Source organism: Streptomyces bacillaris (assembly GCF_003268675.1).
GTDB classification, from domain to species: Bacteria; Actinomycetota; Actinomycetes; order Streptomycetales; family Streptomycetaceae; genus Streptomyces; species Streptomyces bacillaris.
In genome coordinates, this window is sequence record NZ_CP029378.1 from 5,335,967 (window position 1) to 5,357,591 (window position 21,625).

Annotated in this window: 14 protein-coding genes and 1 pseudogene; 6 read left to right on the forward strand and 9 right to left on the reverse strand. The window is 74.8% G+C overall.

Annotated features, from left to right (window positions below; genetic code table 11):
- Positions 1-73: 73 nt before the first annotated feature.
- Genes DJ476_RS23185 through DJ476_RS23195 form a run of 3 tightly spaced genes read right to left on the reverse strand, consistent with a single transcriptional unit; the run spans position 74 to position 2,252 of the window.
- Positions 74-325 (reverse strand): aroma-sacti cluster domain-containing protein, encoded by a 252-nt coding sequence (locus tag DJ476_RS23185; protein ID WP_241565566.1) that lies wholly within the window; start codon positions 323-325, stop codon positions 74-76.
- The gene (locus DJ476_RS23190; RefSeq protein ID WP_112492597.1) at positions 322-1,035 is read right to left on the reverse strand and encodes an iron-containing redox enzyme family protein; all 714 of its coding nucleotides are present in this window, start codon (positions 1,033-1,035) and stop codon (positions 322-324) included. The genes DJ476_RS23185 and DJ476_RS23190 overlap by 4 nt, the downstream gene beginning before the upstream one ends.
- An 11-nt stretch (positions 1,036-1,046) precedes the next feature.
- Positions 1,047-2,252 carry a radical SAM protein gene (locus DJ476_RS23195; protein ID WP_241565567.1) on the reverse strand — a complete coding sequence of 402 codons (1,206 nt, stop codon included), beginning with the start codon at positions 2,250-2,252 and terminating at the stop codon, positions 1,047-1,049.
- A 306-nt stretch (positions 2,253-2,558) separates the two neighbouring features.
- Between DJ476_RS23195 and DJ476_RS34970 the strand changes: the two genes are divergently transcribed.
- The 3 genes and pseudogenes from DJ476_RS34970 (at position 2,559) to lanKC (ending at position 7,033) form a co-directional block, all read left to right on the forward strand.
- Positions 2,559-2,720: a hypothetical protein gene (locus tag DJ476_RS34970; protein ID WP_164877906.1), complete on the forward strand. Its 162-nt coding sequence runs from the start codon at positions 2,559-2,561 to the stop codon at positions 2,718-2,720.
- A 322-nt stretch (positions 2,721-3,042) separates the two neighbouring features.
- Complete coding sequence (locus DJ476_RS23200; protein ID WP_112491446.1) at positions 3,043-4,365, forward strand: MFS transporter; 1,323 nt, start codon at positions 3,043-3,045, stop codon at positions 4,363-4,365.
- A gap of 11 nt (positions 4,366-4,376) precedes the next feature.
- Positions 4,377-7,033: pseudogene (gene lanKC, locus DJ476_RS23205) on the forward strand (class III lanthionine synthetase LanKC).
- A 233-nt stretch (positions 7,034-7,266) separates the two neighbouring features.
- On the opposite strand, the gene DJ476_RS23215 reads toward lanKC, so the two are convergent.
- The 5 genes from DJ476_RS23215 to DJ476_RS23235 form a co-directional block, all read right to left on the reverse strand.
- Positions 7,267-9,204, reverse strand: coding sequence for a BTAD domain-containing putative transcriptional regulator (locus DJ476_RS23215; protein WP_112491448.1), 1,938 nt, complete (start codon positions 9,202-9,204; stop codon positions 7,267-7,269).
- Between the two features lie 177 nt (positions 9,205-9,381).
- Positions 9,382-12,303, reverse strand: coding sequence for a helix-turn-helix transcriptional regulator (locus DJ476_RS23220; RefSeq protein ID WP_112491449.1), 2,922 nt, complete (start codon positions 12,301-12,303; stop codon positions 9,382-9,384).
- 70 nt (positions 12,304-12,373) lie between these two features.
- Positions 12,374-12,568: a hypothetical protein gene (locus DJ476_RS23225; protein ID WP_112491451.1), complete on the reverse strand. Its 195-nt coding sequence runs from the start codon at positions 12,566-12,568 to the stop codon at positions 12,374-12,376.
- Positions 12,569-12,705: 137 nt separating this feature from the next.
- Positions 12,706-15,822 (reverse strand): type 2 lanthipeptide synthetase LanM family protein, encoded by a 3,117-nt coding sequence (locus DJ476_RS23230; protein ID WP_112491452.1) that lies wholly within the window; start codon positions 15,820-15,822, stop codon positions 12,706-12,708.
- A 252-nt stretch (positions 15,823-16,074) separates the two neighbouring features.
- Positions 16,075-17,151: a LacI family DNA-binding transcriptional regulator gene (locus tag DJ476_RS23235; protein ID WP_070204221.1), complete on the reverse strand. Its 1,077-nt coding sequence runs from the start codon at positions 17,149-17,151 to the stop codon at positions 16,075-16,077.
- Positions 17,152-17,261: 110 nt separating this feature from the next.
- On the opposite strand from DJ476_RS23235, the gene DJ476_RS23240 reads away from it, so the two are divergent.
- From DJ476_RS23240 to DJ476_RS23250, 3 genes are read left to right on the forward strand one after another with little or no spacing between them, the layout of a single operon-like run.
- Positions 17,262-18,413, forward strand: a complete 1,152-nt coding sequence (locus tag DJ476_RS23240; protein WP_112491454.1) for a Gfo/Idh/MocA family protein — start codon at positions 17,262-17,264, stop codon at positions 18,411-18,413.
- Positions 18,410-19,564: a dihydrodipicolinate synthase family protein gene (locus DJ476_RS23245; protein WP_112491455.1), complete on the forward strand. Its 1,155-nt coding sequence runs from the start codon at positions 18,410-18,412 to the stop codon at positions 19,562-19,564. Before DJ476_RS23240 ends, DJ476_RS23245 begins: the two co-directional genes overlap by 4 nt.
- On the forward strand, positions 19,561-20,424 hold the full coding sequence (locus tag DJ476_RS23250; RefSeq protein WP_112491456.1) for a sugar phosphate isomerase/epimerase family protein: 864 nt from the start codon (positions 19,561-19,563) through the stop codon (positions 20,422-20,424). Before DJ476_RS23245 ends, DJ476_RS23250 begins: the two co-directional genes overlap by 4 nt.
- A 281-nt stretch (positions 20,425-20,705) precedes the next feature.
- Here the strand turns inward: DJ476_RS23250 and DJ476_RS23255 are convergent, their stop codons facing one another.
- Positions 20,706-21,602 (reverse strand): AfsR/SARP family transcriptional regulator, encoded by an 897-nt coding sequence (locus DJ476_RS23255; protein ID WP_162638776.1) that lies wholly within the window; start codon positions 21,600-21,602, stop codon positions 20,706-20,708.
- Positions 21,603-21,625: the final 23 nt, after the last annotated feature.

Below are 21,625 nucleotides of genomic sequence, written 5' to 3' on the forward strand. Positions count from 1 at the left end.
GCCCGGCCGCACCGGCCCCGCCGCGCCGGACCCCCGTCCTGGCGCGGACACCCGGGGGTCCGTGGCGGCGCGCTCAGAACAGGGCGCCGCCCGCGATCTCGCCGTGGGCCTGGACCTCCGGGCCCACCGCGTCCAGCCGGCTCTTGACGTCGAGCAGCAGGGTCAGCTCCTCGGGCGTCAACTCGCCAAGGACCAGGCGCTGTTCGTCGGTGAGGAGATCCACGGGGAAGCCCGCCGCGTGCAGAGTCGCCTCCAAGGAGGACGTGTCCGAGGTGGACGTGTCCGGGGAGGGCTCGGGGGCGGTGGGTGGTGGTTGTCCGGTCATCGGGTGACTCCCGTCGGTGGGGTGGGTCCGGCTCCCCGCAGCGACGGCGCCGGTGCGGAGCGCCCGAGCCGGACGAACAGCCGGGTGAGCGCGTCGAAGGAGTGCAGTGCGCTGACCGCGACGGCCGCTTCCTGGTCCCGGGTCAGCGGCAGCCGGTCCAGCAGCGCGTACAGCTCGTCCAGGTGGCCGGTGTCGAGCGCCGCGTGCTCCCGTACGGTCCGCAGGGCGGCGGCGGGCAGCCCGGTCAGCCTGCCGATCCGGTCGGTCAGCCCGGGCGCGGGCGCGTACCCCTCCAGCACCGCGATATAGCCGAGCAGGGCCACGGGGTGGTGGTGCTCGATCCAGTAGTACTGGGGGCCGACCAGGGCGGCCACATCCGGCGGCGGCAGCGGGCCGAGCGCGTCCTCGGGGGCCGCGCCCGCCGCGCGCAGATCCTCCAGCAGCCAGGCGTCGTGCTCCGCCTCCTCCTGGATGTGCTCCGCCAGATACGCGGTCAGCGGCCCGGAGAGCGGATCGCCGGGCCGGTCCGCCATGCGCCGCAGGGCCAGCTCCATCAGCGGGACCGACGCCCGGATCACGGCGTGCATGGTGCACAGGTAGGTCCGGTAGCGCTCCAACAGCCCCTCGGGGCGCCACATGTGGGTGGTCGCGCCCCGGAACTCCGGTTCGAGCAGGAGGAGTTTGGTGCGCAGCCGCGCCGAGATGTCCATGGCCGCGGTGGTCACCGTACGCTCCCGGCTCCGGTACGGGTCGCTGTCCCGGTTCCGGTACGGGGCGCGGCCCCGGTGCGGGCCCGGTCTCCGGCCCCGGTTCCGGTACGGGCCCCGGCTCGAGCCCCGACCTCGCCCCCGGTGCCCGCCGCCTCGGCCCCCGCGCCCACCAGTCGCGCGTACGCCGAGCAGCCGTGCCGCCGGACGACCCCCTCGGGCCCGCCCAGCGCACCGCGCCGGGCCGCCGCCAGGTCGAGCAGCGCGCCCGCCGGGCCGGAGGCCACCGCGCGGGCCCCGGCCGCCACCGCCTCGTTCCCGCCCAGCGCGCGGCACCCGTCGCAGTAGGAGCCGGGGTGGGGCGCGGCGCCGGAACGGGCGGCCAGATGGGTCGGGCCGACCGTACGGATCATCCGCAACACCGGGGATTCCAGGGCCCGTCGGCGTACGGTCGCCCAGTCGTCGGAGCCGATGTGGCCGAGGTCCAGATGGGCCGGGGCAGGGCGCCGGTCCACCGTGTCCTGGTTGCAGCAGGCCAGCACCGTACCGTCGAAGGCGACCACCGGCCAGGCGGCCATCGAGCAGGGCGCCGCCGCCGACGGGTCCGGGCCGGTGCGCGCGGGGCGGGCCCAGGAGGCGGCCCGGCCGAACGGCCGCACCTCGTTGACCAGCGACGGCACCCGGCCGCCGAACTCCTTGTCGATGGCCCGGGTGATGTCGGCCAGATACGGGTCGTCCGCGCCGGTCCCCGTGAGGTGGAAGCTCACGCTCACCCCCGACTCGCGGATGTGGTGCAGGGCCCGGAACACATCCGCGCGCGCCACCTCCCGCTCGTGGTAGACGTCCAGGCTCGCGGAGAAGTGGTCGACCTGGGCGATGGCGCGCAGGATCGCGGGCGGGATCCGCTGAGAGCGGGCGAAGAACATCCCGCTCAACACCGCCGTACGCGATCCGGCGCTGCGGGCCAGGAAGCTCAGCTCGCCCGCGAGCGTGGGCAGGAGCAGCGGCTCGCCGCCCGTCAGCATGACGACGTCCGGCCGGTTCTCGGCGGTGAACGAGCTGACGAACCGCAGCAGTTGGGCGGCGTTCGGCTCCTCCCGCACGGTCAGGTCCGACCCGGTGGAGCAGTGCCGGCAGCGCAGGGGGCAGCGGCGGGTGAGGCCGAGCAGCAGACCGGCGGCCGGGAAGGGCCGCAGTCCGACGAGTTCGGCGAGTTCCATACGGGCCGCCTCCTTCGGGGCCGGGGGCGCGGCGGGCGCACGCCCAGGCTGGGGCGGACCGGTTCGCCGACGGTCGGCCGCCGCTTCAGGTTCGGTATGGGCCCAGGTCAGCGCGGTCCGGGGGAGGGCGGGCCGGTCGGCGGGGTCGCCTTTCGGCCACTTTGCGCTGGCCCTATACCGGCCCCATACCGGCGCCGAAGCGTCCGTCAGGCGGCCGTTCCTAACGTTCTCGGCACCGGCAGGCACCGGGCCGCGGCAGACGCCACGGAGACCGGGCCGGCCCACCCCGAGTGGACGGAGACCACCATGTCCGAGAACACCAAGCCCGCCGCCGACGAGAACAACGAGGCCGAGACCCCCGAGGTGGAGGCGCACTCCGTGCTGGACCTCCAGGAGACCCCGGGCGTCGTCGACCGCGAGATCGTCCCCGGCAACTGCGTCAGCACCGTGAGCCTCGTCCTGGGCTGACCCGCCGGTCCACTGGGGCGTGCGCCACGTCGGCCTTGAACCCGTCGTGGCGCCGACCGCCGGAGTCGGGGCGGCCTCCGTACACCACGGAGGCCGCCCCGCCCCGCGTACGGGCCCGAATGCCGCCCGCCCCGCGTGCGGTCCGAGCCTCCGCGTGCGGTCCGAGCCCCCGCGTACGGGTCAGGGCCCCGCATGCGGAACCGAGCCGCCGTACGGGACCGCCCGCCCCGCGTACGGGTCCCAGCCCCCTCCGCGTACGGGACCGAAACCCGCCCGCCCCCCCGCGCACAGCCGACGACCCGACGAACAACGGGAGCCCCCGATGGCCACGCCGCTCCGCTCCAACCGGGATTTCCGGCTGCTCTGGTTGAGCGGCCTCTTCGCCGTTCTGGGCAGCCAGATGAGCGCCCTCGCCCTGCCTCTGCTGGTCCTCAAGATGACCGGCTCCGCCGTGCAGGCCGGTGCGGTGGGGACGGTCTCCGTCTGCGCCCTGCTGGTGACGATGCTGCCGGGCGGGGTCATGGCCGACCGGGTCGAGCGCCGTCGGCTGATGCGGCTCTGCGACGCCGGAAGCCTCGCCGCCGTCACGGCCCTGACCATCGCGGTCTGGTACGGACACGCCCCCATGGTGCTCGTGCTGCTGGTCGCGACCTCGGGCGCCGTCCTGAGCAGCGTCTACGGCCCCGCCGCCTTCGGGCTGATGCGGGCGGTCGTCCCGCCGGACCAGATGGGCACGGCCACCGCACGGCTCCAGGCCCGTACCTCCACGGTCAAGATGGTCGGCCCGCTCGTCGGCGGCGGGCTGTTCGGCATCCATGAGGCCCTGCCCTTCGCGGCCCAGTTCCTAGGGCTGCTCCTCTCGACCGTCTGCGTGGCGCTGGTGCGCACCCGCTCCGAGGCCAGGAGCCGGGCCGGTTCGGTCTTCAGCCGCCGCGAACTCACCGCCGGGCTCGCCTTCCTCTGGCAACTGCCTTACCTGCGGACCGTGTTGCTCGTCTTCGGCCTCGGCATGAACTTCGCCTTCGGCGCCCTCACCTTCACGGCGCTCGCCGTCTTCTCCGAGAACGGCGCCTCCGGACTCGGCGGCGGCTTCGTCCTCACCTGCGTCTCGGCCGGCTCGCTCGCCGGGGCGCTGATCGCGGCCCGCATCGCCCCGGACCGCCACGCCCGCGCCCTGATCGTCGCCACCTGCTGGGCGTGCGTCCTGACGGCCGCCGCGCTGGCCTGGCTGAGCAGCGCGCTGCTGGCCGGGCTGCTCTGCGCGATCTGCATGTGCCTCTCGACGGTCGCCAGCATCGGCTTCCTCTCCACGCTGCTGATCGTCACCCCGGAGGACCGGATCGGCCGGGTGCAGAGCGCGGCGGGCTTCCTCTCCTCGATGGTCCAGCCGTTCGGGCCGCTCGCGGGCGGGGCCCTGCTGACGCTGCTCGGCAGCCGTATTGCTTTTAGCGCTATCGGCTGTGTGCTGGCCGTCTCGGCGGCCGTGGTCACGCTCGCCCCCTCGGTACGGGCGGGTGCGGCGACGGCCCCGCCGACCGGGGAGCCGGAACCGAAGCCGGAGCCGAAGTCGGCGCAGGAACCCGAACCGGAGCCTGCCGGAACGTCCCGCCCCGCCCCCGACTCCGCCGGTCCCGGCGCGCACTGAGGAGATCCACCGTGTCCGTCTCCGGTATCCAGCAGACCCAGCTCTACTGCCTCGCCGACCCCACCTACTACGAGACCCCGGCCCGGCTCCGGGACGAGGAGACCCGCTATCCGCTGGACTCCGCCCCGCCCCCGAGGGCCGCCGCCGGGTCCGGAGCGGGCTGTGGACCTCGCTGCTCCCCGAGGGCCGCGAACTCGCCGAGCAGGGCTGGAAGATCCACATCTCCACCGTCCCGGAGGAGGCGGAGGCGACCCTGCGCGACACCGCCCGGATCTGCCTCGCCCACGGCGTACCGTTCAAGTTCCTCCGCAGCGAACAGGCGCTCCTGCTGATGTCCGACAAGTACATGGCCCGCTCCGGCGCCGGGAAGTTCCTCACGCTCTACCCGCCGGACGAGACCGTCTTCCTGCGGGTGCTGGACGAACTGGTCCCGGCCCTCGCCGGACGCCGTGGCCCGTACATCCTCAGCGATCTGCGGATCGGGGACGCCCCGGTCTACGTACGGTATGGAGCCTTCGTCGCCCGCTGGTGCACGGACGCCGACGGGGAGCGGGTCCCGGCCCTGCGCCACCCGTCCGGTGAACTCGTCCCCGACGAACGGGGCGTGGTCTTCCGGGTGCCGCCGTGGGTCACCGTCCCCGAACCGCTGCGCCCCCACCTCGCGGCCCGCGCCGCCGCCGGGGACACCACGTTCCCGTACACGGTCACGGAGTCCCTCCAGTTCTCCAACGCGGGCGGGATCTACCGGGCCCGGCACCGCGAGACCGGCCGGCAGGTGGTGCTCCGCGAGGCCCGGCCGCACAGCGGGCTGGACGCGGTGGGCCATGACGCGGTGACCCGGCTGCACCGCGAGCACCGGGCCCTGACCGCGCTGGCCGGGCTGGACTGCGTACCCGAGGTCCACGGCGTACGGAGCGTGTGGGAGCACCACTTCCTGATCGAGGAGCACATCGAGGGGTCCACCCTCCTGGAGGAGATCGTCGCCCGCTTCGCCCTCCTCCACGGTTCGGGCACGGACGCCGAACTCGCCACGTACACCGCCTGGGTGGACTCCGTGACCGAGCGGCTCGCCCAGGCGCTGGCGGCGATCCACGCGCGCGGGTTCCGCTTCGGCGACCTCCACCCCACCAACGTCATCATCCGCCCCGACGGCCGACTGGTCCTCGTCGACTTCGAGTACGCCACCGACCTCGACGACCAGGACACCCCGGTGGCCGGTGCGCCGGGCCTCCAGGCACCCACCGGGACGCCCGGCGCCGAGTCCGACGCGTACGCGCTCTGGGCGACCTGGCTCTACATGCTGATGCCGATCATGGAGATGGCCGGGCACGACCGGGCCAAGGCGGTGACCCTGGAGCGGTGGGCCCGCAGGCGGTACCGCCTGCGGGCCGACGCCGGGCCCATCCGGCCCGCCGCGCTGCGGGCCGCGGAGGACCGCCTCGGCGGCGAGCGCGATATCGCCGCGCTGCTCGACGGGCCCGTCCCCGACTGGGCGGAGCTGCGGACCCGGCTGATCGCGGGCATCCACGCCGGGGCGACCCCCGAGCGCACCGACCGCCTCTTCCCCGGCGACCCGCAGGCCTTCGCGACCGGCGGCGGCGACCTCGCGCACGGGGCCGCCGGGGTGCTGTACGCCCTGCACCGGGTCGGCGCCCCCGTGGACCCCGCCTGGACCGACTGGCTCTCCGATGCCGCCCGCCGCCGCGACCCGGCCGCGCCCGGCGGCCTCTACGGCGGGCTGCCGGGCACGGCGGTCGTCCTCTCCCTGCTGGGCCGCGCCGACGAGGGGCGGGAACTCTTCGAACGTGCCGCCGCCGCACCGCCGTCCGCCTCGGCCGACCTGCTGAACGGCCGCGCGGGCATCGCCCTCGCCGCCCTGCGCCTGGCCCGGTCGGCGGGCCGGGCGACCACCGGCCCCGACGCCAAGGTCGACCACGATCTCGTCGAGCTGGCTGTGCGCACCGCCCACGACCTGGACCGCCTGGTCCGCGGCGAATCCGCAACGGGGCTGGCAGCACCTGCCTCGGCCGGGCTGCTGCGCGGGCTCAGCGGCGCCGCCCTGCTCCACCTCGAACTCCACGCCCTCACCGGTGACGACCGCCATCTGCGGGCCGCCGGCCGGGCCCTGGAGCGGGAGGCGGGGCACTGTGTGACGATGCCGGGCGGCACGGTCCAGGTGAAGGACGGCCGCCGCCATCTGCTCTACCTGGACCAGGGCAGTGGCGGGGTCGCGCTGGTGGCCCAGGCGTATCTGGCCCGCCGCGCCGCCCCGTCGCTGGCGGCCCTGCTGCCCGGGGTCCGGCGGGGCTGCACCCTCGAATTCATCCGCGAGCCGGGGCTGTTCACCGGCCGGGCAGGGCTCATGGCCACGGCGGGGCAACTGTCGCCCGAGGGCCGCCGGGCGCCCGACGTCCTCGCCTCCGTACGGAACCTGTCCTGGCACCTGCTCGCCGAGGAGGACCGGCTGCTGGTCCCGGGAGCCCGGCTGCGCCGCTGCTCCGCCGACCTGGCGACGGGCGCGGCGGGGCTGCTGCTGGCCCTGCACTTCCTCTCCGGAGGCGGTACGGGGACGGAGGCGGCGGGAACGGCGGGAACGGGCGCGGCGGGGACGGCCGGAACGGAGGCGGTCGGGACCCCCGGCCTGCTGGAGCTGCTCACCCTGGGGTGACGCACCGGCCACCGGGCCGCGCGCTCCTGTCGGCCGAGACCGGGGCCGGGGTGGCTGGACCGAGACCGGGCCGAACGGGCCGGGCGGGCCCAGACCAGGCCGGGCGGGCCCAGACCAGGCCGGGCCGGACGAAGACCGGGGCCGGGACCGGCGGGGCCCGGCCCGCGCGGCCCCGGCCCCTCCCACGTGCCGGTCCCCGCCCCGCCCTACCGCGCCGCCGCCCCCGTCCCGCCCTACTGCGCCGCCCCCACCCGCTCGCGGGCGTACAGACAGAGCAGCCGCGGCACCTCGTAGAGCGCGGCGTGCGCGGTGACCTCGCCCGTCGGTGAGGTCACCGCCCCCGCGTCGATCAGCGACTCGACCGTACGGATCGCCGCCCGCTCCCCGCACCCCAGCGCCTCCATCGCCCCGTCCAGGGTGATGCCGCCCTCCTGCGCGGGCCCGGCCAGCCGCCCCAGCGCCCGGCGGTCGTCGGCCGCCAGGTCCTGCCAGCCGGACGCCATGCGCCGCCGTACGGAGACGTCCCCGGCGACCAGTTCGTCCAAGGCCGCCGCCGGGTCGTCCAGCCGGTCCGCGAACTCCGCCAGCGGCAGATGGCGCAGCACCGCCAGCCGCATCCCGCTCACCCAGACCGCCAGCGGCAGCGCCCCGCAGGCACGGACGATCCGCAGGGCCGCCGCCGGATCGGTCCGCAGGCGGCCGGGCCCGATCAGCTTGCCGAGCAGCTCCAGCGCCTCGGCGTCCGCGAGGGCGGCGAGGGCGATCCGGTGGACGGGGGCGAGGCCCGGCAACTGGCCGCGCGCGGTGAGCACCACCGAGGACGGGCCGGAGGACCGGGGCAGCAGCCCCCGTACGGACGCCTCGTCCGGTACGTCGTCGAGGACGATCAACGCCCGGTGCAGCGACAGCCACTCCTGCCAGGCGTCCTCCGCCCCCTGCGACACCGCCACCGCGACCCCCACCGCCGGAACGCCGCCCGCAACACCGCCCGGCACACCGCCCGGTCCGCCGCCGGCCGCCACCCCCGGCACGCCTCCGGGGCCGCCCGTCACCCCCGGGACGCTCCCCGGCCCCCGCACCCCGCACAACCGGGCCAGTTCGCCCAGGACTTCGGCGGGCGTACGGGCCGAGCCGTCCTCCCGGCGGACCCCGACGTGGAAGCGCCCGTCGGGGAAGCCGTCGCCGAGCAGATGGGCGGCCCGCAGCGCCAGGGCCGACTTGCCGGACCCCGCAGGACCCGATATGACCACCACCCGCTCGTCCGTGGCTCCCAACAGCCCCAATAACTCGCGCAGTTCTTCACGGCGGCCGGTGAAATGGCGCGGCGCGGCGGGCAGGGTCGTACCGCGCGCGCTCTCCCGCCCGGCCGCCGGGGGCCGGTGGGTGCGGCCGCGCCCCAGCATCGCCTTGTACAGGGCGGCCATCGCCGGGCTCGGCTCCAGGCCCAACTCCCGGGCCAGCAACTGCCGGTAGTCGTCGTACACCGCCAGCGCCTCGGCCTGCCGCCCGGACTGGTGCAGCGAGTTCATCCAGGCCACCCGCAGCCGCTCCCGCAGCGGGTGGCGCTCCACCAGATCGCGCAGCCCGTCCACCGCCGCCGCGCCCCGGCCCAGCTCGGTCTCGATCTCGGCCCAGTCCTCGTAGACGGTCAGACAGCGGGCCTCCAGCCGCTCGGCCTCCTCCGCCACCCCGGTGGAGTCCCGCAGGTCGTTCAGCGGCGGCCCCTCCCACAGGTCCAGCGCCTCCCGCAGCAGCCGGGCCGCCGCCCGCAGATCGCCGCGCTCACCGGCGGCCCGCCCGGCGCGGGCCAGGGACCGGAAGCGCAGGGTGTCCAACTCGCCCTCGTCGATGGTGAGCCGGTAGCCGCCGCAGCCGTGGACCACCCGCTCGCGGTCGCCCACGCCGGTGCTGCCCAGCAGGGTGCGGGCGGCGCTCACATAGACCTGGAGGTTCTTGCGCGCGGTTCTCGGTGGGTCGTCTGGCCAGACCGCGTCCGTCAACACGTCGACGGAGACCGGGGTGTTGGGCCGGGAGAGCAGGGTGGCCAGGACGATGCGCTGTTTGCGGGGACCGAGCGGGAGCGGCCTGCCGTCCCGTACGGCGGTGAGCGGGCCGAGCAGCGAGAAGTACACGGCGCCGGCCGTGACCGGGCGGGCGGGAGGTCGGATCATCAGCGGGCCTCCGGAAAGCGGGGACGAAGGGCAGACTGCCGTACGTACCCCTCGATGCTCCCTACCGCACGGTGGCCGGCACATCGGGGCGGTACCCGCATGTTCCGCCCCCACACCCGACCGAAACCGTCCCGCACCCCCATGTTGTGGGGGTGCGGGACGGGGGGAATCAGCCGTTCATGCGGGCTCGACCTCCACCGCGCACTCCGCCGCGAACTCGCAGAGCGCCGAGCGGTCCGCCCGGCCCGTCTTGCTGAGCAGGCTGGCCATGTGCTTCTCCACCGTGCGCGGCGAGATGGAGAGCCGCCGGGCGATCTGCTGGTTGCCCGGCCGCTCCGGGAGCAGTACGAACACCTCGTACTCGCGCGGGGTCACCCCGCTGGTCCGCAGCGAGAGCGGGATGCGGTCCCAGCCGCCCCGGTGCTGGGTGACGCTGGCCCCGGCCTGCCGCAGCCCGGCCCGGCAGGCGGAGGCGACCGGCTGCACCCCGACCCCGTAGAAGAACTCCTCGGCCCGGCGCAGCCAGGCGACCGGCTCGCCCCACCCGTCGGTGCGGGCCGCGTCCGCGACCAGGCGCAGCCCGAGATGGCGGGCGACCGGGAACGGGGTGGCCCGGGCGTCGAAGGAGGCCACCAGCCGGGCGGCCCCGGACCGGTCGCCCTCCCGGCCCAGCAGCACCGCCTCCGCCAGCTCCAGGAACTGCCCGTTCCAGGCGAGTTGGGCCCCGGGCGAGGCCCGTACGGCCGCGAACTCGGCCCCGTCCGCCGCCCCCGTCAGGACCCGCAGCAGGGGGCGCAGCCCGTAACTCCCGCTCAGGTAGAAGTAGCTGGGGTGGTCCCGCTCCCAGGCGAGCACCGCGTCCAGCTTCTCGAGGGCCCGCTCCCGGTCCTCCTCCAGGAGTGCGCCGATCGCCTTGCACAGCCCCAACTGGTGAGGAACGAGCAGGGATTGTTCACCGCCCGCCCGCTTGAACGCGGCCAGCGAGCGGTCCATGTCCCGCCGCCGCCCCCGGTGCGCGGCCATGGTGGCGGCGGAGAGCAGCAGATAGCGGTGGGCCGAGTGGTTGCCGACCCGGGCGCTGGCCTCCAGCGAGCGGTCGATGATCTCCTGCGCCTCGTCCCAGCGGGCGCAGAGCACCGCGTTCATGGCGAGCAGCCCGTCCACCGTCTGGGTCAGCAGCAGCGCTCCCAGCTCGATCGCCGCCGCCCGCGCCGAGCGGAGCCGGGAGGCGTCCCCGGTCCGCATGAAGGCGTTGGCGCCGAGCCGCACCAGCGCCTCCACCCGCCAGACGGGCAGATCGTGGTCGGTGGAGAGCGCGAGCATCCGCTCCAGACAGGCGTCCGCCGCGTCGAACCCGCTCTCGCGCAGCAGCAGCGCCAGCAACTGCCAGGCCTGGCAGGCGACCACGGGCAGCCCTTCGGCCTCCGCGATCTCCGCCGCCTCCCGGGCGGCCCGCTCGGTCTCCGACGGGCACCGGTGCTCCTGGCCGGGGAGCAGGGCGAGATGGGCGTCGGCGACGCCGAGCGCGGCCCGGCGGCCGGGGGCGGGCTCCTCGCCGAGCAGGGCGCGGGCGGCCTCGATCTGGCGGGCCGCGTCGGCCGCCCGCTCGGCCATCACGGCCACCCAGGCGATCTTGATGTGGATCTCGCCGCGCCGGTCGGCGGCCTCGGTCCGCGCGGGCACCGGCGGCAGCGCGTCGGCCAGCTCCAGGGCCGCGTCCAGGTCACCGCCCTCGGCCTTCGCGACCGCCAGCGACTCGGAGATGGCGGCCCGGTCGGCGTCGGCGGCCAGCGGGCAGGCCCGCTCCAGCAGCACCACGGCCGAACCGTGCGCTCCCGAAGCGAGCATCCGTCTCCCGGCCTCCGCGAACCGCAGCGCGGCCCCGGCCCGGTTGCCCGCGGCCAGGTGGAGGGAGGCGACGAGCTGCTGCCCGTCCTCGTCCAGCGGCTGCCCGGACCGTTCGACGGCCCCGGCGGCGCGGCGGGCGAGCGAGGCGCGCTCGGCGGGGGCGAGCGAGGAGATCAGGGCCTCGGCGGTGAGCGAGTGGCGGAAGGCGTAACGGTCGGGGGCGGCCCCGTCCGGGGCGATCACCCCGGCCTCCACGGCGGAGCGCAGATGGGTGAAGAGGGCCCGGTCCTCGAAACCGGTGACGGTCTGGAGCACGGTGACCGAGAACTGGCCGCCCAGGGTGGCCGCCGCCAGTAAGAGTTCCCGCACCGGCTCGTCCAGCCGGTCCAGCCGGCGGGCCCAGCTCCGGACGATCCCCGAGGGGACCGGCCCGCCCGGATCGTCGGCCGCCTCCCAGCCGCCCTCCGCCTGCCGCAACTGGCCGGTGTCGAGCAGATCCGCCAGCAGCACTTCCACCAAGTACGGATTGCCGCCCGCCCGTTCGGCCAGCCGCTGGTGCACCACCTGGGGTATCTCCTCGGGCGCCGCCTCCAGGCACGCACCGGTCAGCACTCGCATCTGGTCGTCCCCGAGCGGTTTCAACTCCCGTACGCCCGCGGCCTGTCGGCGCTCGGCGGAGCGTACGAGTTCGAGTGCGGCCCCCGCCTCCGGGCGCAGCGTCCCCAGCAGCAGGATCGGCAGGTCGGCGAGGTTGTCGATGACGTACTCGACGACCGCGATCGTCTCCGTGTCGCTGTCGTGCAGATCCTCCAGCAGGATCGTGCAGCCGGACTCCCGGCCCAGCACGGAGAGCAGCCGCAGCAGCGCCTCCGCCAGCTCGACCACGGTCTCCGGATAGCCGGGCGAGGCCTCCTGGCGCCACTCGGGGACCAGCCGGGCCAACGCGGGGTGGTACGGGGCCAGTTCGGGATCGGTCGGAGTGCCGGCGGCCCGGAAGCGGGAGGAGAGCGCCTCCACGAGTGGCCGGAAAGGGACGACGAGGCCGGTCGAGGTGGCCCGGCCGCGCAGCACGGGCATGCCGAGCCCATAGGCCCGGTAGGCACACTCACCCACCAGCCGGGATTTCCCGATCCCGGCCTCGCCGACGAAGAACAGGGCGCGCCCCGAACGCCGTCGCACGGCGTCCAGGGCGCTGCTCAGCAGGCCGATTTCCTCGTCCCGCCCGACGATGACCGGCGAAGTGGCTCGCATGGGCGCAGGCTACTGGAGTCGTAACTCATCCGGCAGTGCCCCAATGCGCCACAATCCGGCCGAGGCGTGGTTAAAGCGGAATCATGGTGGTCCACGGCAGGTCGATGGTGTTGCCCGTCTCGCCCTCCGAGGCGCTGAGAAGCCTGCTGCGCATGCCCAGCCCACCGCCGATACCGAAGGATATCTGCCCGGCCGGGTGGTCGTAGCCGCCCTCCTGGGAGTGCTTGCCGGATCCCTGCATCGCCGATTCGCTGATGTGCGTCATCTCTGCCTCATTCTCCTTGAAACGGAAGGTTTCTGACGTTAGGTCAAGTAATCGGCCGGTCGTCCAGGTAAATCGGTCGTCGGTCGGTCGACAAGTGTTGCGGGCGGTACGGGGGTGCGGTCCGGGCCCGGGGGCCGTCACGCGGCCCCCATGGACGGGTTGAGCAGCAGCGCGGAGCCGATGCGGTCGGGGAACCCCGCCCGCAGCAGTCCGTGCCCGATCCCCGAGAGGCCGGTGAGCAGCCCCGGGTGCGGTACATGGCCGGGGGTCCCGCAGCGCGGCCCCTCCCGGTCGACGGCGGCCAGCAGCATCCCGGCCCGGCGCACCCACGGAGTGCGGTCGCCGGTCAGGGCCGGGTGGCCGAGCAGTTCGAGCAGGCCCAGCTCACCGTGGCAGAGGCTGTCGTCGGCGAGCGGGGCGCGGTCGGCCAGCTCACCGGCCCGCTCCGCCAGCCAGCCCGACAGGTCCGGGTCGGCCAGGGCGCCCGGGCTGTCCGCGACCGCGAGGGCCACCCCGGCGGCCCCCTCGCACCAGGCCCCGCCCTCCGTCACCTCGACGGTCGCCCGGCGCAGGGCCCGCAGCCCCGCCGTACGGTACTGCTCACCGCCCCCCGCCGCGGCGAAGCGCAGCAGCGCCCAGCCGATGCCCGCGGCTCCCTCGGCGAAGCCGCCCGCCTCCGGGAGCGGGGCCACGGCGATCCGCTCGGCACACCGCTCCGCGCCCCGCCAGGCCTCGGCCCGGCCGGTCGTGCGGTGGACCGTGAGCAGGGAGACCAGCCCGCCGGCCGCCCCGCCGCGTACCCCGTACCCCTCCTCGGCGGCGCCCGCGGCGCAGGCCAGCCGGGTGGCGGGGCCCGCCAGCTCCGTCACCGTACGGTCGTCGAGCAGGGCGCCCACCTCGGCCAGGGCGTACGCGATGCCGCCGAGCCCCGCGAAGGCCCCGGAGCCCAGCACCGCCAGGTCGTCGACCCGGCCGTGCAGCGCGTCCAGCAGCCCGGGCACCGGGGCCAGCGCCTCACGGGCCGCCTCGGCGTACCGCTCGGCCCCGGTGAGGGCGGCCAGTTGGGCGAGGTAGAGGGCGGGACCGGTGTAGCCGCTCGCGAGGTCGGCGGCCATCGGGGCGAGCCGCCAGTACCGCTCGCCCAGCAGCTCCAGGCCGATCCAGTTGGTGCGGTGCTCGTGCCGGTAGGCGAGCGAGACGAGCTGGTCGCCCACCGACCGTGCGGCGGAGAGGAGGTGCTCCGGCTCGGGGGCCGTCGCGGCCGTCCGGGCCCGCGCCCCGCCCTCCGACCGGTGCGGCGGCTCGGCGGAGGTGGAGACCATCGCGGCCCAGATGATCCGCTCCTGGTCCTGGCGGTCGACGGAGTCCATGGCCCGGACCTTCGCCTCGACCCGCTCGAGACCGGTGGGGCCCGGCGTGCCGGGCACCCCGCGGCCGGTGCCGCTCCACAGCTCCGTGGAGCCGGGCCGGGTGAGGAAGACCGGCACGTCACCGGTCCACAGCTCCTCGATCTCCTCCTCCTCCAGACCGGGCAGCGCGGGGGTGCCCAGGGTGGGGGTGCGGAGCAGGGAGAGGACCTGGTGGCGTTCGGCCGCGTCCCGCATCAGGTCGGGGTGGGTCGACTCGTCGAGCAGGGTGGTGTAGGTCCAGGTCGGCCGGGAGACCACCCGGACCTCGTCCCGGGCGAAGTCCGTCAACAGGCCGCGCTTGCCCAGCAGTTCGTCGCGGTACTCGCTGATGGCGGTGTAGCCGACGCGGAAACCCTCGCACAGGGCGTCGGTGTACGTGGACGGATCGGCCGGAACCCCTTCCAGCCGGGGCCGGTTGGCGGACTCGGTGAACCGCGCGGAGCGCCGTACCAGCCGCATGGTGTCCAGGCCCGCGTCGGCCCAGTCGGCGGTCTCGATGGGGGAGGGGGCGGCCCGGCCGCCGCCGATCGCGGAGACGTCGAGCGCGGCCGAGTCCCCGACCAGCAGCTGCGGCAGCAGCCCGACCCGGTAGGCGGAGGCGTGCAGGGCGCGGGCGGCGGGGTCGGCGGAGTGCGCCTGGGCGAGCGGCGGGTGGAACAGGGTCTCCACGTCCACCAGGACCGGATGCGGCCCGCAGGCGATCAGGTTCTCCTGGTGCAGATCGGTCCCGTCCAGCAGATGGAGCAGGGCCAGCAGCGCGCCCTGGCGCCGGTAGAAGAGATGGGTCTCCGCCGTGGAGGAGCAGGGCCGCTCCGCCACGAACTCCACCCACCCGTACTCGCCCCGGTCCAGCACCCGCAGCGCCCGCAGGGACGGCGTGCCCGGCAGCGAACCGAACCACTCCACCAGGGAGTTGAAGTGCCGGTGCGCCGAGAGCGGGCGCGGCTTGTAGACCAGCCGGGTGCCGTCGTTGAAGCGCAGCAGCATCACCGAGCGGCCCCCGCGGTGGCTGTCACCGGCCCCCGTGTCGACCCCGGTCAGCGCTCCGGGCCCCGGCCCGGCGCCCAGCGATCCGGCCGCCGGACCCCGGTCGCCCAGCACCCCGGAGGCGGCCAGCAGCTCCCGGTCGTCGGCCAGCCGGCCGAGCATCTCCGTCAGGGCGTCGGCCGCGCTCAGACTCGTCCGGGCCAGGATGTGGGCCAGCACGGGGTAGGCGGTGAGGAAGGCCGCGAGCCCGTCCCGCCCGGCCGTCAGCCGCAGGAAGTCCCGGAACCGCTCCTCGGGCCCCTCCCCGGCCAGCCGCCCGGCCCGCCGCGCCTTGTGCAGCTCCAGCACCAGCGTCCGCGCCGCGAGCCGGGCCAGCCGCGCGGTCAGCTGGGACCGGAAGTCCTCCAGTACGGGGGCGAGCCCGACGGCGGTCCCGGCCCGTACGGCGTTGTTCGACGGGGAGGTCAGCAGCCGTGCGGCGGCCCGCTCGGCGAACGGGGCCACGACGAGCGCGAAGCCGGTGAGCCCGGGGTACTCCCGCTCGGGCACGGACACCACGGGAGAGGCGTCGGCGATGACCCCCTGGACGAAGACCACCCAGTCGGGCTCGCCCACGGGCGGCTCCCCGACGACCCCGGGCAGCCACCAGGGGCCGCTGCGGGGGGAGTTGTCGGCGGCGGCCCTGGGCGACGCGCCGGGGCGGACGGTACCGGCGGCACGGGCGAACCCACCGACGGGGGGCGCACCGCCGGTCCCGTTCATGTGCACCACCGCGGTGGACCCGTTCACGGTGACGGCCGGGGGAGCGAGCCGGGCAGCAGCCCCCGTACCGCCGCTGCCGATCAGTTCCTTCTCCACCGCACCTCCCAGGTCGGGAGCGGCCCACCGGACCGCCTGCGACCATCCTGGCGGTGGGGACTCCCGTGGCGCATGGGGGAGTTGCCCCCATCTTTCGCCCGTCGGCGCGCACCCCGGGGGTTCCGTACGGCCCCACCAGGGCATGTCCGGCGGATCAGGGCAGGACAGCCCGTGCCGGGCGTCCGCGGGCCCGGCCGGGATCCGCCGGACGCGCCCCGGGGCCGGGCCGGTCTCACCCGGGCCGGTGCGGCCTCACCCCACGCGGGGCGGGGCCGTCGACCCCCGGATCATCAACTCGGCGGCGATGGTGGCGATTCCACCGGGCGGCGGGTTCTCCTTGCCCATCGCGAGCCGCCCGGCCCGCGCGCCCGCCTCGAAGAGCGGCAGCCGTACGGTGGTCAGCGCGGGCACGGCGTCCACCGAGAACGGCAGGTCGTCGAAGCCGGCCACCGAGATGTCCTGCGGGATGCGCAGCCCCTGGTCCCGTACGGCGGCGCAGGCGCCCAGCGCGACGGTGTCGTTGGCGGCGACGACGGCGGTGATGCCGGGCTCCCGGCGCAGTATGTCGAGGGTGGCCTCGTAGCCGGAGCGCCGGTCGTAGGGGCCGTGCACGGTGAGCCGCTCGCCGTCCCCGCCCTCCCCGTCCAGCCCAGCGTCCCGCAGCGCCTCGCGGTGGCCCTCCAACCGGTGCCGGGTGGTGGTGCGTTCGGGGGGCCCGGCGACGTAACCGATCCTGCGGTGGCCCAGCGAGATCAGGTGCTCGGTCAGCCGCCGCCCGCCGCCCCGGTTGTCGAAGGCGAGGGCGGCGACGAGCGCGTCCCCCTCGGGGAGCGGGGGACGCCCGCAGAAGACGATCCGGGTGCCCGCGTCCGCCAGCTTGGCCAGCTTCGCGGCCATGGCGGCCTGGTGGTCGGGGTCCTCGATCGCGCCGCCGGTGAGGACGACGGCGGCGGCCCGCTGGCGCTGGAGGAGGGTGAGATAGGTCAGCTCGCGCTCGGGGGAGCCGCCGGTGTTGCAGATGACGGCCAGCTTCTCGCCGCCCGCCCGCCCGGAGCCGTCCCCGGGCCCGCCGATCTGGGTCTGCGCGGCCCCGGCCATGATCCCGAAGAAGGGGTCCGCGATGTCGTTGACCAGGATGCCGACGAGGTCGGAGGTGGCGGCGGCCAGCGAGCTGGCGGGCCCGTTGAGCACGTAGTCGAGGTCGTCGACCGCGCGCAGGACCCGCTCCCGGGTCGAGGCGGCGACCGGGTAGTTGCCGTTCAGCACACGGGAGACGGTGGCCGGGGACACCCGGGCGCGGGCCGCCACGTCCGCCAGGGTGACTGTCATCGCTTTCCTCCGTGAGGTCACGTGCGGCGCCCCTCTTGTCCGGCCGCTGTCCGCAGGCTAGCGTCATCTCGTATAGAAAGCGCTTGCTACGGCTGTATGGAGGGAACTTCGTGACACGCAGGACAGTGCGCATCGCCATGAACGGCGTCACGGGTCGCATGGGATACCGGCAGCATCTGGTGCGTTCGATCCTCGCGATCCGCGAGCAGGGCGGCCTGGACCTCGGCGGCGGAGAGGTCCTCTGGCCGGAGCCCGTCCTCGTCGGCCGCCGCGCCCACGCCCTGGAGGAGCTGGCGGCACGGCACGGCCTGACCGAGTGGTCCACGGACCTGGACGCGGTGCTTGCGGACGACACGGTGGAGATCTACTTCGACGCCCAGGTCACCTCGGCCCGGGTGGAGTCGGTCAAGAAGGCCGTGGCGGCCGGCAAGCACATCTATACGGAGAAGCCCACGGCGACGGACGTCGAGGGCGCCCTCGACCTGGCCCGGCTGGCGCGCGAGGCGGGCATCAAGCACGGCGTGGTCCAGGACAAGATCTTCCTGCCGGGCCTGCTGAAGCTGAAGCGCCTGATCGACGGCGGCTTCTTCGGCGAAATCCTCTCCATCCGCGGGGAGTTCGGCTACTGGGTCTTCGAGGGCGACTGGCAGGAGGCCCAGCGCCCCTCGTGGAACTACCGGGCGGAGGACGGCGGCGGCATCGTCGTCGACATGTTCCCGCACTGGGAGTACGTGCTCCACGAGCTGTTCGGCCGGGTCACCTCCGTGACGGCCCAGGTGCGGACACACGTTCCGCGCCGCTGGGACGAGCACGGCGAGCCGTACGAGGCGACCGCCGACGACGCCGCGTACGGCATCTTCCAACTGGCGGGCGGGGCGGTCGCGCAGATCAACTCCTCCTGGGCGGTCCGGGTCAACCGGGACGAGCTGGTGGAGTTCCAGGTGGACGGCACCCACGGCTCCGCCGTCGCCGGGCTGCGCAACTGCCGCGTACAGCATCGCTCTTCGACCCCCAAGCCGGTCTGGAACCCGGACCTGCCGGTCACCGAGCCGTTCCGCGACCAGTGGCAGGAGATCCCGGACAACCAGGAGTTCGACAACGGCTTCAAAGCGCAGTGGGAGCTGTTCCTGCGCCATGTGGTGCTCGACGAGCCGTACACCTGGGACCTGCTGGCCGGGGCACGAGGCGTCCAACTCGCGGAACTGGGACTGAAGTCGTCGGCGGAGGGCCGCCGCCTCGACGTCCCGGAGCTGACGCTGTGACGGCCCCGGTACCGCTGCCGCAGGGCCCGTACACCCCCCGCGCCACCCCGCTGGAGCTGCCCGCCCGGGGTGTGCCGCTCACCTCCCGTACGGTCTACTCGGCGGCCCATGTGGTCGCGGACCCGTACGCCGACACCGGCCCGGACGGCCCGGCGGCCGTCGACTGGGAGTCCACGCTCGCCTTCCGCCGCCACCTCTGGTCGCACGGCCTGGGCGTGGCGGAGGCGATGGACACGGCTCAGCGGGGGATGGGCCTGGACTGGCCGGGCGCGGCGGAGCTGATCCGCCGCTCGGCGGCGGAGGCGCGGGCGGTGGGCGGCAGGATCGCCTGCGGAGTGGGTACGGACCAGTTGCCCTCTTCCTCCACGCCCACCCTGGCGGAGGTGACGTCGGCGTACGAGGAACAGCTGACCCTGGCCGAGGCGAACGGCGTACAGCCGATCCTGATGGCGTCGCGCGCCCTGGCCCGCGCGGCAAGGGGCCCCGAGGACTATCTGGCCGTCTACGCCCACCTCCTGCGCCAGTCCGGGGAGCCGGTGATCCTGCACTGGCTGGGCCCGATGTTCGACCCGGCGCTGGAGGGCTACTGGGGGAGCGCGGACCTGGACGAGGCGACGGACACGTTCCTGAAGGTGATCGCCGAACACCCGGACAAGGTGGACGGCATCAAGATCTCCCTGCTGGACGCGGCCCGCGAGATCGACGTACGCCGCCGCCTGCCGTCCGGGGTGCGCTGCTACACGGGCGACGACTTCCACTACCCGGAGCTGATCGCGGGCGACGAACAGGGCTTCAGCCACGCGCTGTTGGGCATCTTCGACCCACTCGGCCCTCTGGCGGCACACGCGGTACGCGTACTCGACACGGGTGAAGTGAACGGCTTCCGGACCCTCCTCGACCCCACGGTCGAACTCTCCCGCCACCTCTTCCAGCCGCCGACCCGCTTCTACAAGACGGGCGTTGTCCTCCTGGCCTGGCTGGCGGGCCACCAGGACCACTTCACGATGGTGGGCGGCCTCCAGTCGGCACGCTCGCTGCCGCATCTGGCGAGGGCGTATCAACTGGCGGACGGACTGGGCCTGTTCCCGGACCCGGAGCTGGCGGCGCACCGGATGCGGGCCCTGCTACAGGTACAGGGAGGAACAAGATGACGACAGCACAGACACCCACCCCCAACCCCACCGCCTCCCTCGCGCGTCTCTCGATCAACCAGGAGACGATCAAGCAGTGGTCGCTGCCCGAGCTGGCGGAGGGGTGCGTCAAGGCGGGGATCGGCCAGGTCGGCCTGTGGCGGGCGCCGATCCAGGCGTACGGCGTCGAGCGCACGGCGAGGCTCCTCTCCGACGCCGGCCTCACGGTCACCAGCCTCTGCCGGGGAGGCTTCCTCACCGCCCTGGACCCGGCCGAGCGGACCCGCGCCCTGGACGACAACCGCCGCGCGGTGGACGAGGCGGCAGCCGTCGCCACGGACACCCTGGTCCTGGTCTCCGGTGGACTCCCGCCCGGCAGCCGAGACCTGTACGGCGCCCGGGAGCGGGTGGCCGAGGCGCTGGCCGAACTCGCCCCGTACGCAGCGGAGCGCGGCGTACGCCTGGCGATCGAACCGCTGCATCCCATGTTCGCGTCCGACCGCTGCGTGGTCTCGACCCTGGCCCAGGCCCTGGACCTCGCGGAACGCTTCCCGGCCGAGCGGGTCGGCGTGGTCGTCGACACGTACCACCTCTGGTGGGACGACCGGGCCCCCGCCGAGATCGCCCGGGCCGGGGCGGGCGGCCGTATCCACGCCTTCCAGCTGGCCGACTGGATCACCCCGCTCCCGGCGGGCGTCCTGCTGGGCCGGGGCCAACTGGGCGACGGCAGCGTGGACTTCCGCGCGTTCCGTACGGCGGTGGAGGCGGCGGGCTACGACGGCCCGATCGAGGTGGAGATCTTCAACGAGGCGCTGTGGGCCAGGGACGGGGCGGAGGTGCTGGCCGAGGTCGCGGCTCGCTACGGGCAACATGCCTGCTGAGAGCCCTGATCGGACCTGGAGGTAAAGAGATCGTAAAGGGCTGCAACCTTTGCGTGCCCTCCCGGGTCACACATGGCGTCGGGACTTCCGGGGAGGGGTCCGGGGGAACGGGAAGGCCCGACAGGGGGAAAGCGAGGGGGGTCCGGCTGCGAGGCCGGGCCCCATTCGGCTTTCCGGGCCCGTTGCAAGGCGCGCGCCCCCGGGGTGGGGATCGGCGCAGCACGGCCCCGGCCGAGGGCCAGGGCTCAGAACGGCACCCGGCCAGGGCCAAGGGCCAAGGGTCAGGATGGCACCCGATACCGATCGCCGGGGGAGTCCTCCCGCACGGTGGGCAGCTCCATCAGCTCCGGGTCCTGGGCGAGGAGCCGGGCGTGGAGGGCGCGCAGGGCGGGCCCCGGTTCGGAGCCCAGCTCCGCCACCAGACGGGCCCGGTGCTGCGCGTACACGACGAGGGCTTCGCTGCCCCGGTCCGAGCGGTGGAGCGCGAGCATCAGCAGCCAGGCGAACCGCTCCCGCAGCGGATACTTGTGCACGGCGTAGTGCAGCAGGGGAACGGCGTGGCGATGCCGTCCGAGCTGCAGCTCCACCTCCGCCAGCACCTCCATGTCGGTCAGGAACCGCTCCTGGCGGAAGAGCCGCTCCCGCTCCATCATCGGCCCGTCGAGCCCTTCCACCAGCGGTCCGGTGGACATGGTGCGGGCCCGCTCCAGCAGCTCGGACGCCTCCTGGAGCCGGCCGCCGCGGGCGGCGGCGAGACCGGTGACGGCGAGGCGTTCGTACGTGTAGAAGTCGACGTCCGCGTCATCGGCGTCGAGCCGGTAGCCGCCCCCGGACCAGTGGATCACCGCCCCCCGCTCCCCGTCCCCGCCCGGCTGGAGCAGGGCCCGGAGCCCCGAGACGGACTTCTGGATCAGGTTCTTCGCGTACGCCGGGTACTCCTCGCCCCAGAGCGCCTCGGTCAGCTGATCGACACCGGTCTCCATGCCGGGCCGCAGGAGCAGCACCGCGAGGAGGGCCCGCTGCTTGGGCGGCCCCAACTCCAGGACCGTGGCGCCCCGGCTGACGTGGAGGGGCCCGAAGAGACGGATGGTGAGGCGCGAGGGGCCACCGTCCTCCGTGACGTCCTCCGCCCGCCTCTCGTCCGGCTCGTCCCGGCCCCGCAGCAGCACACCTGACATGTCTCCCCCTGGGCCCCGAGGCC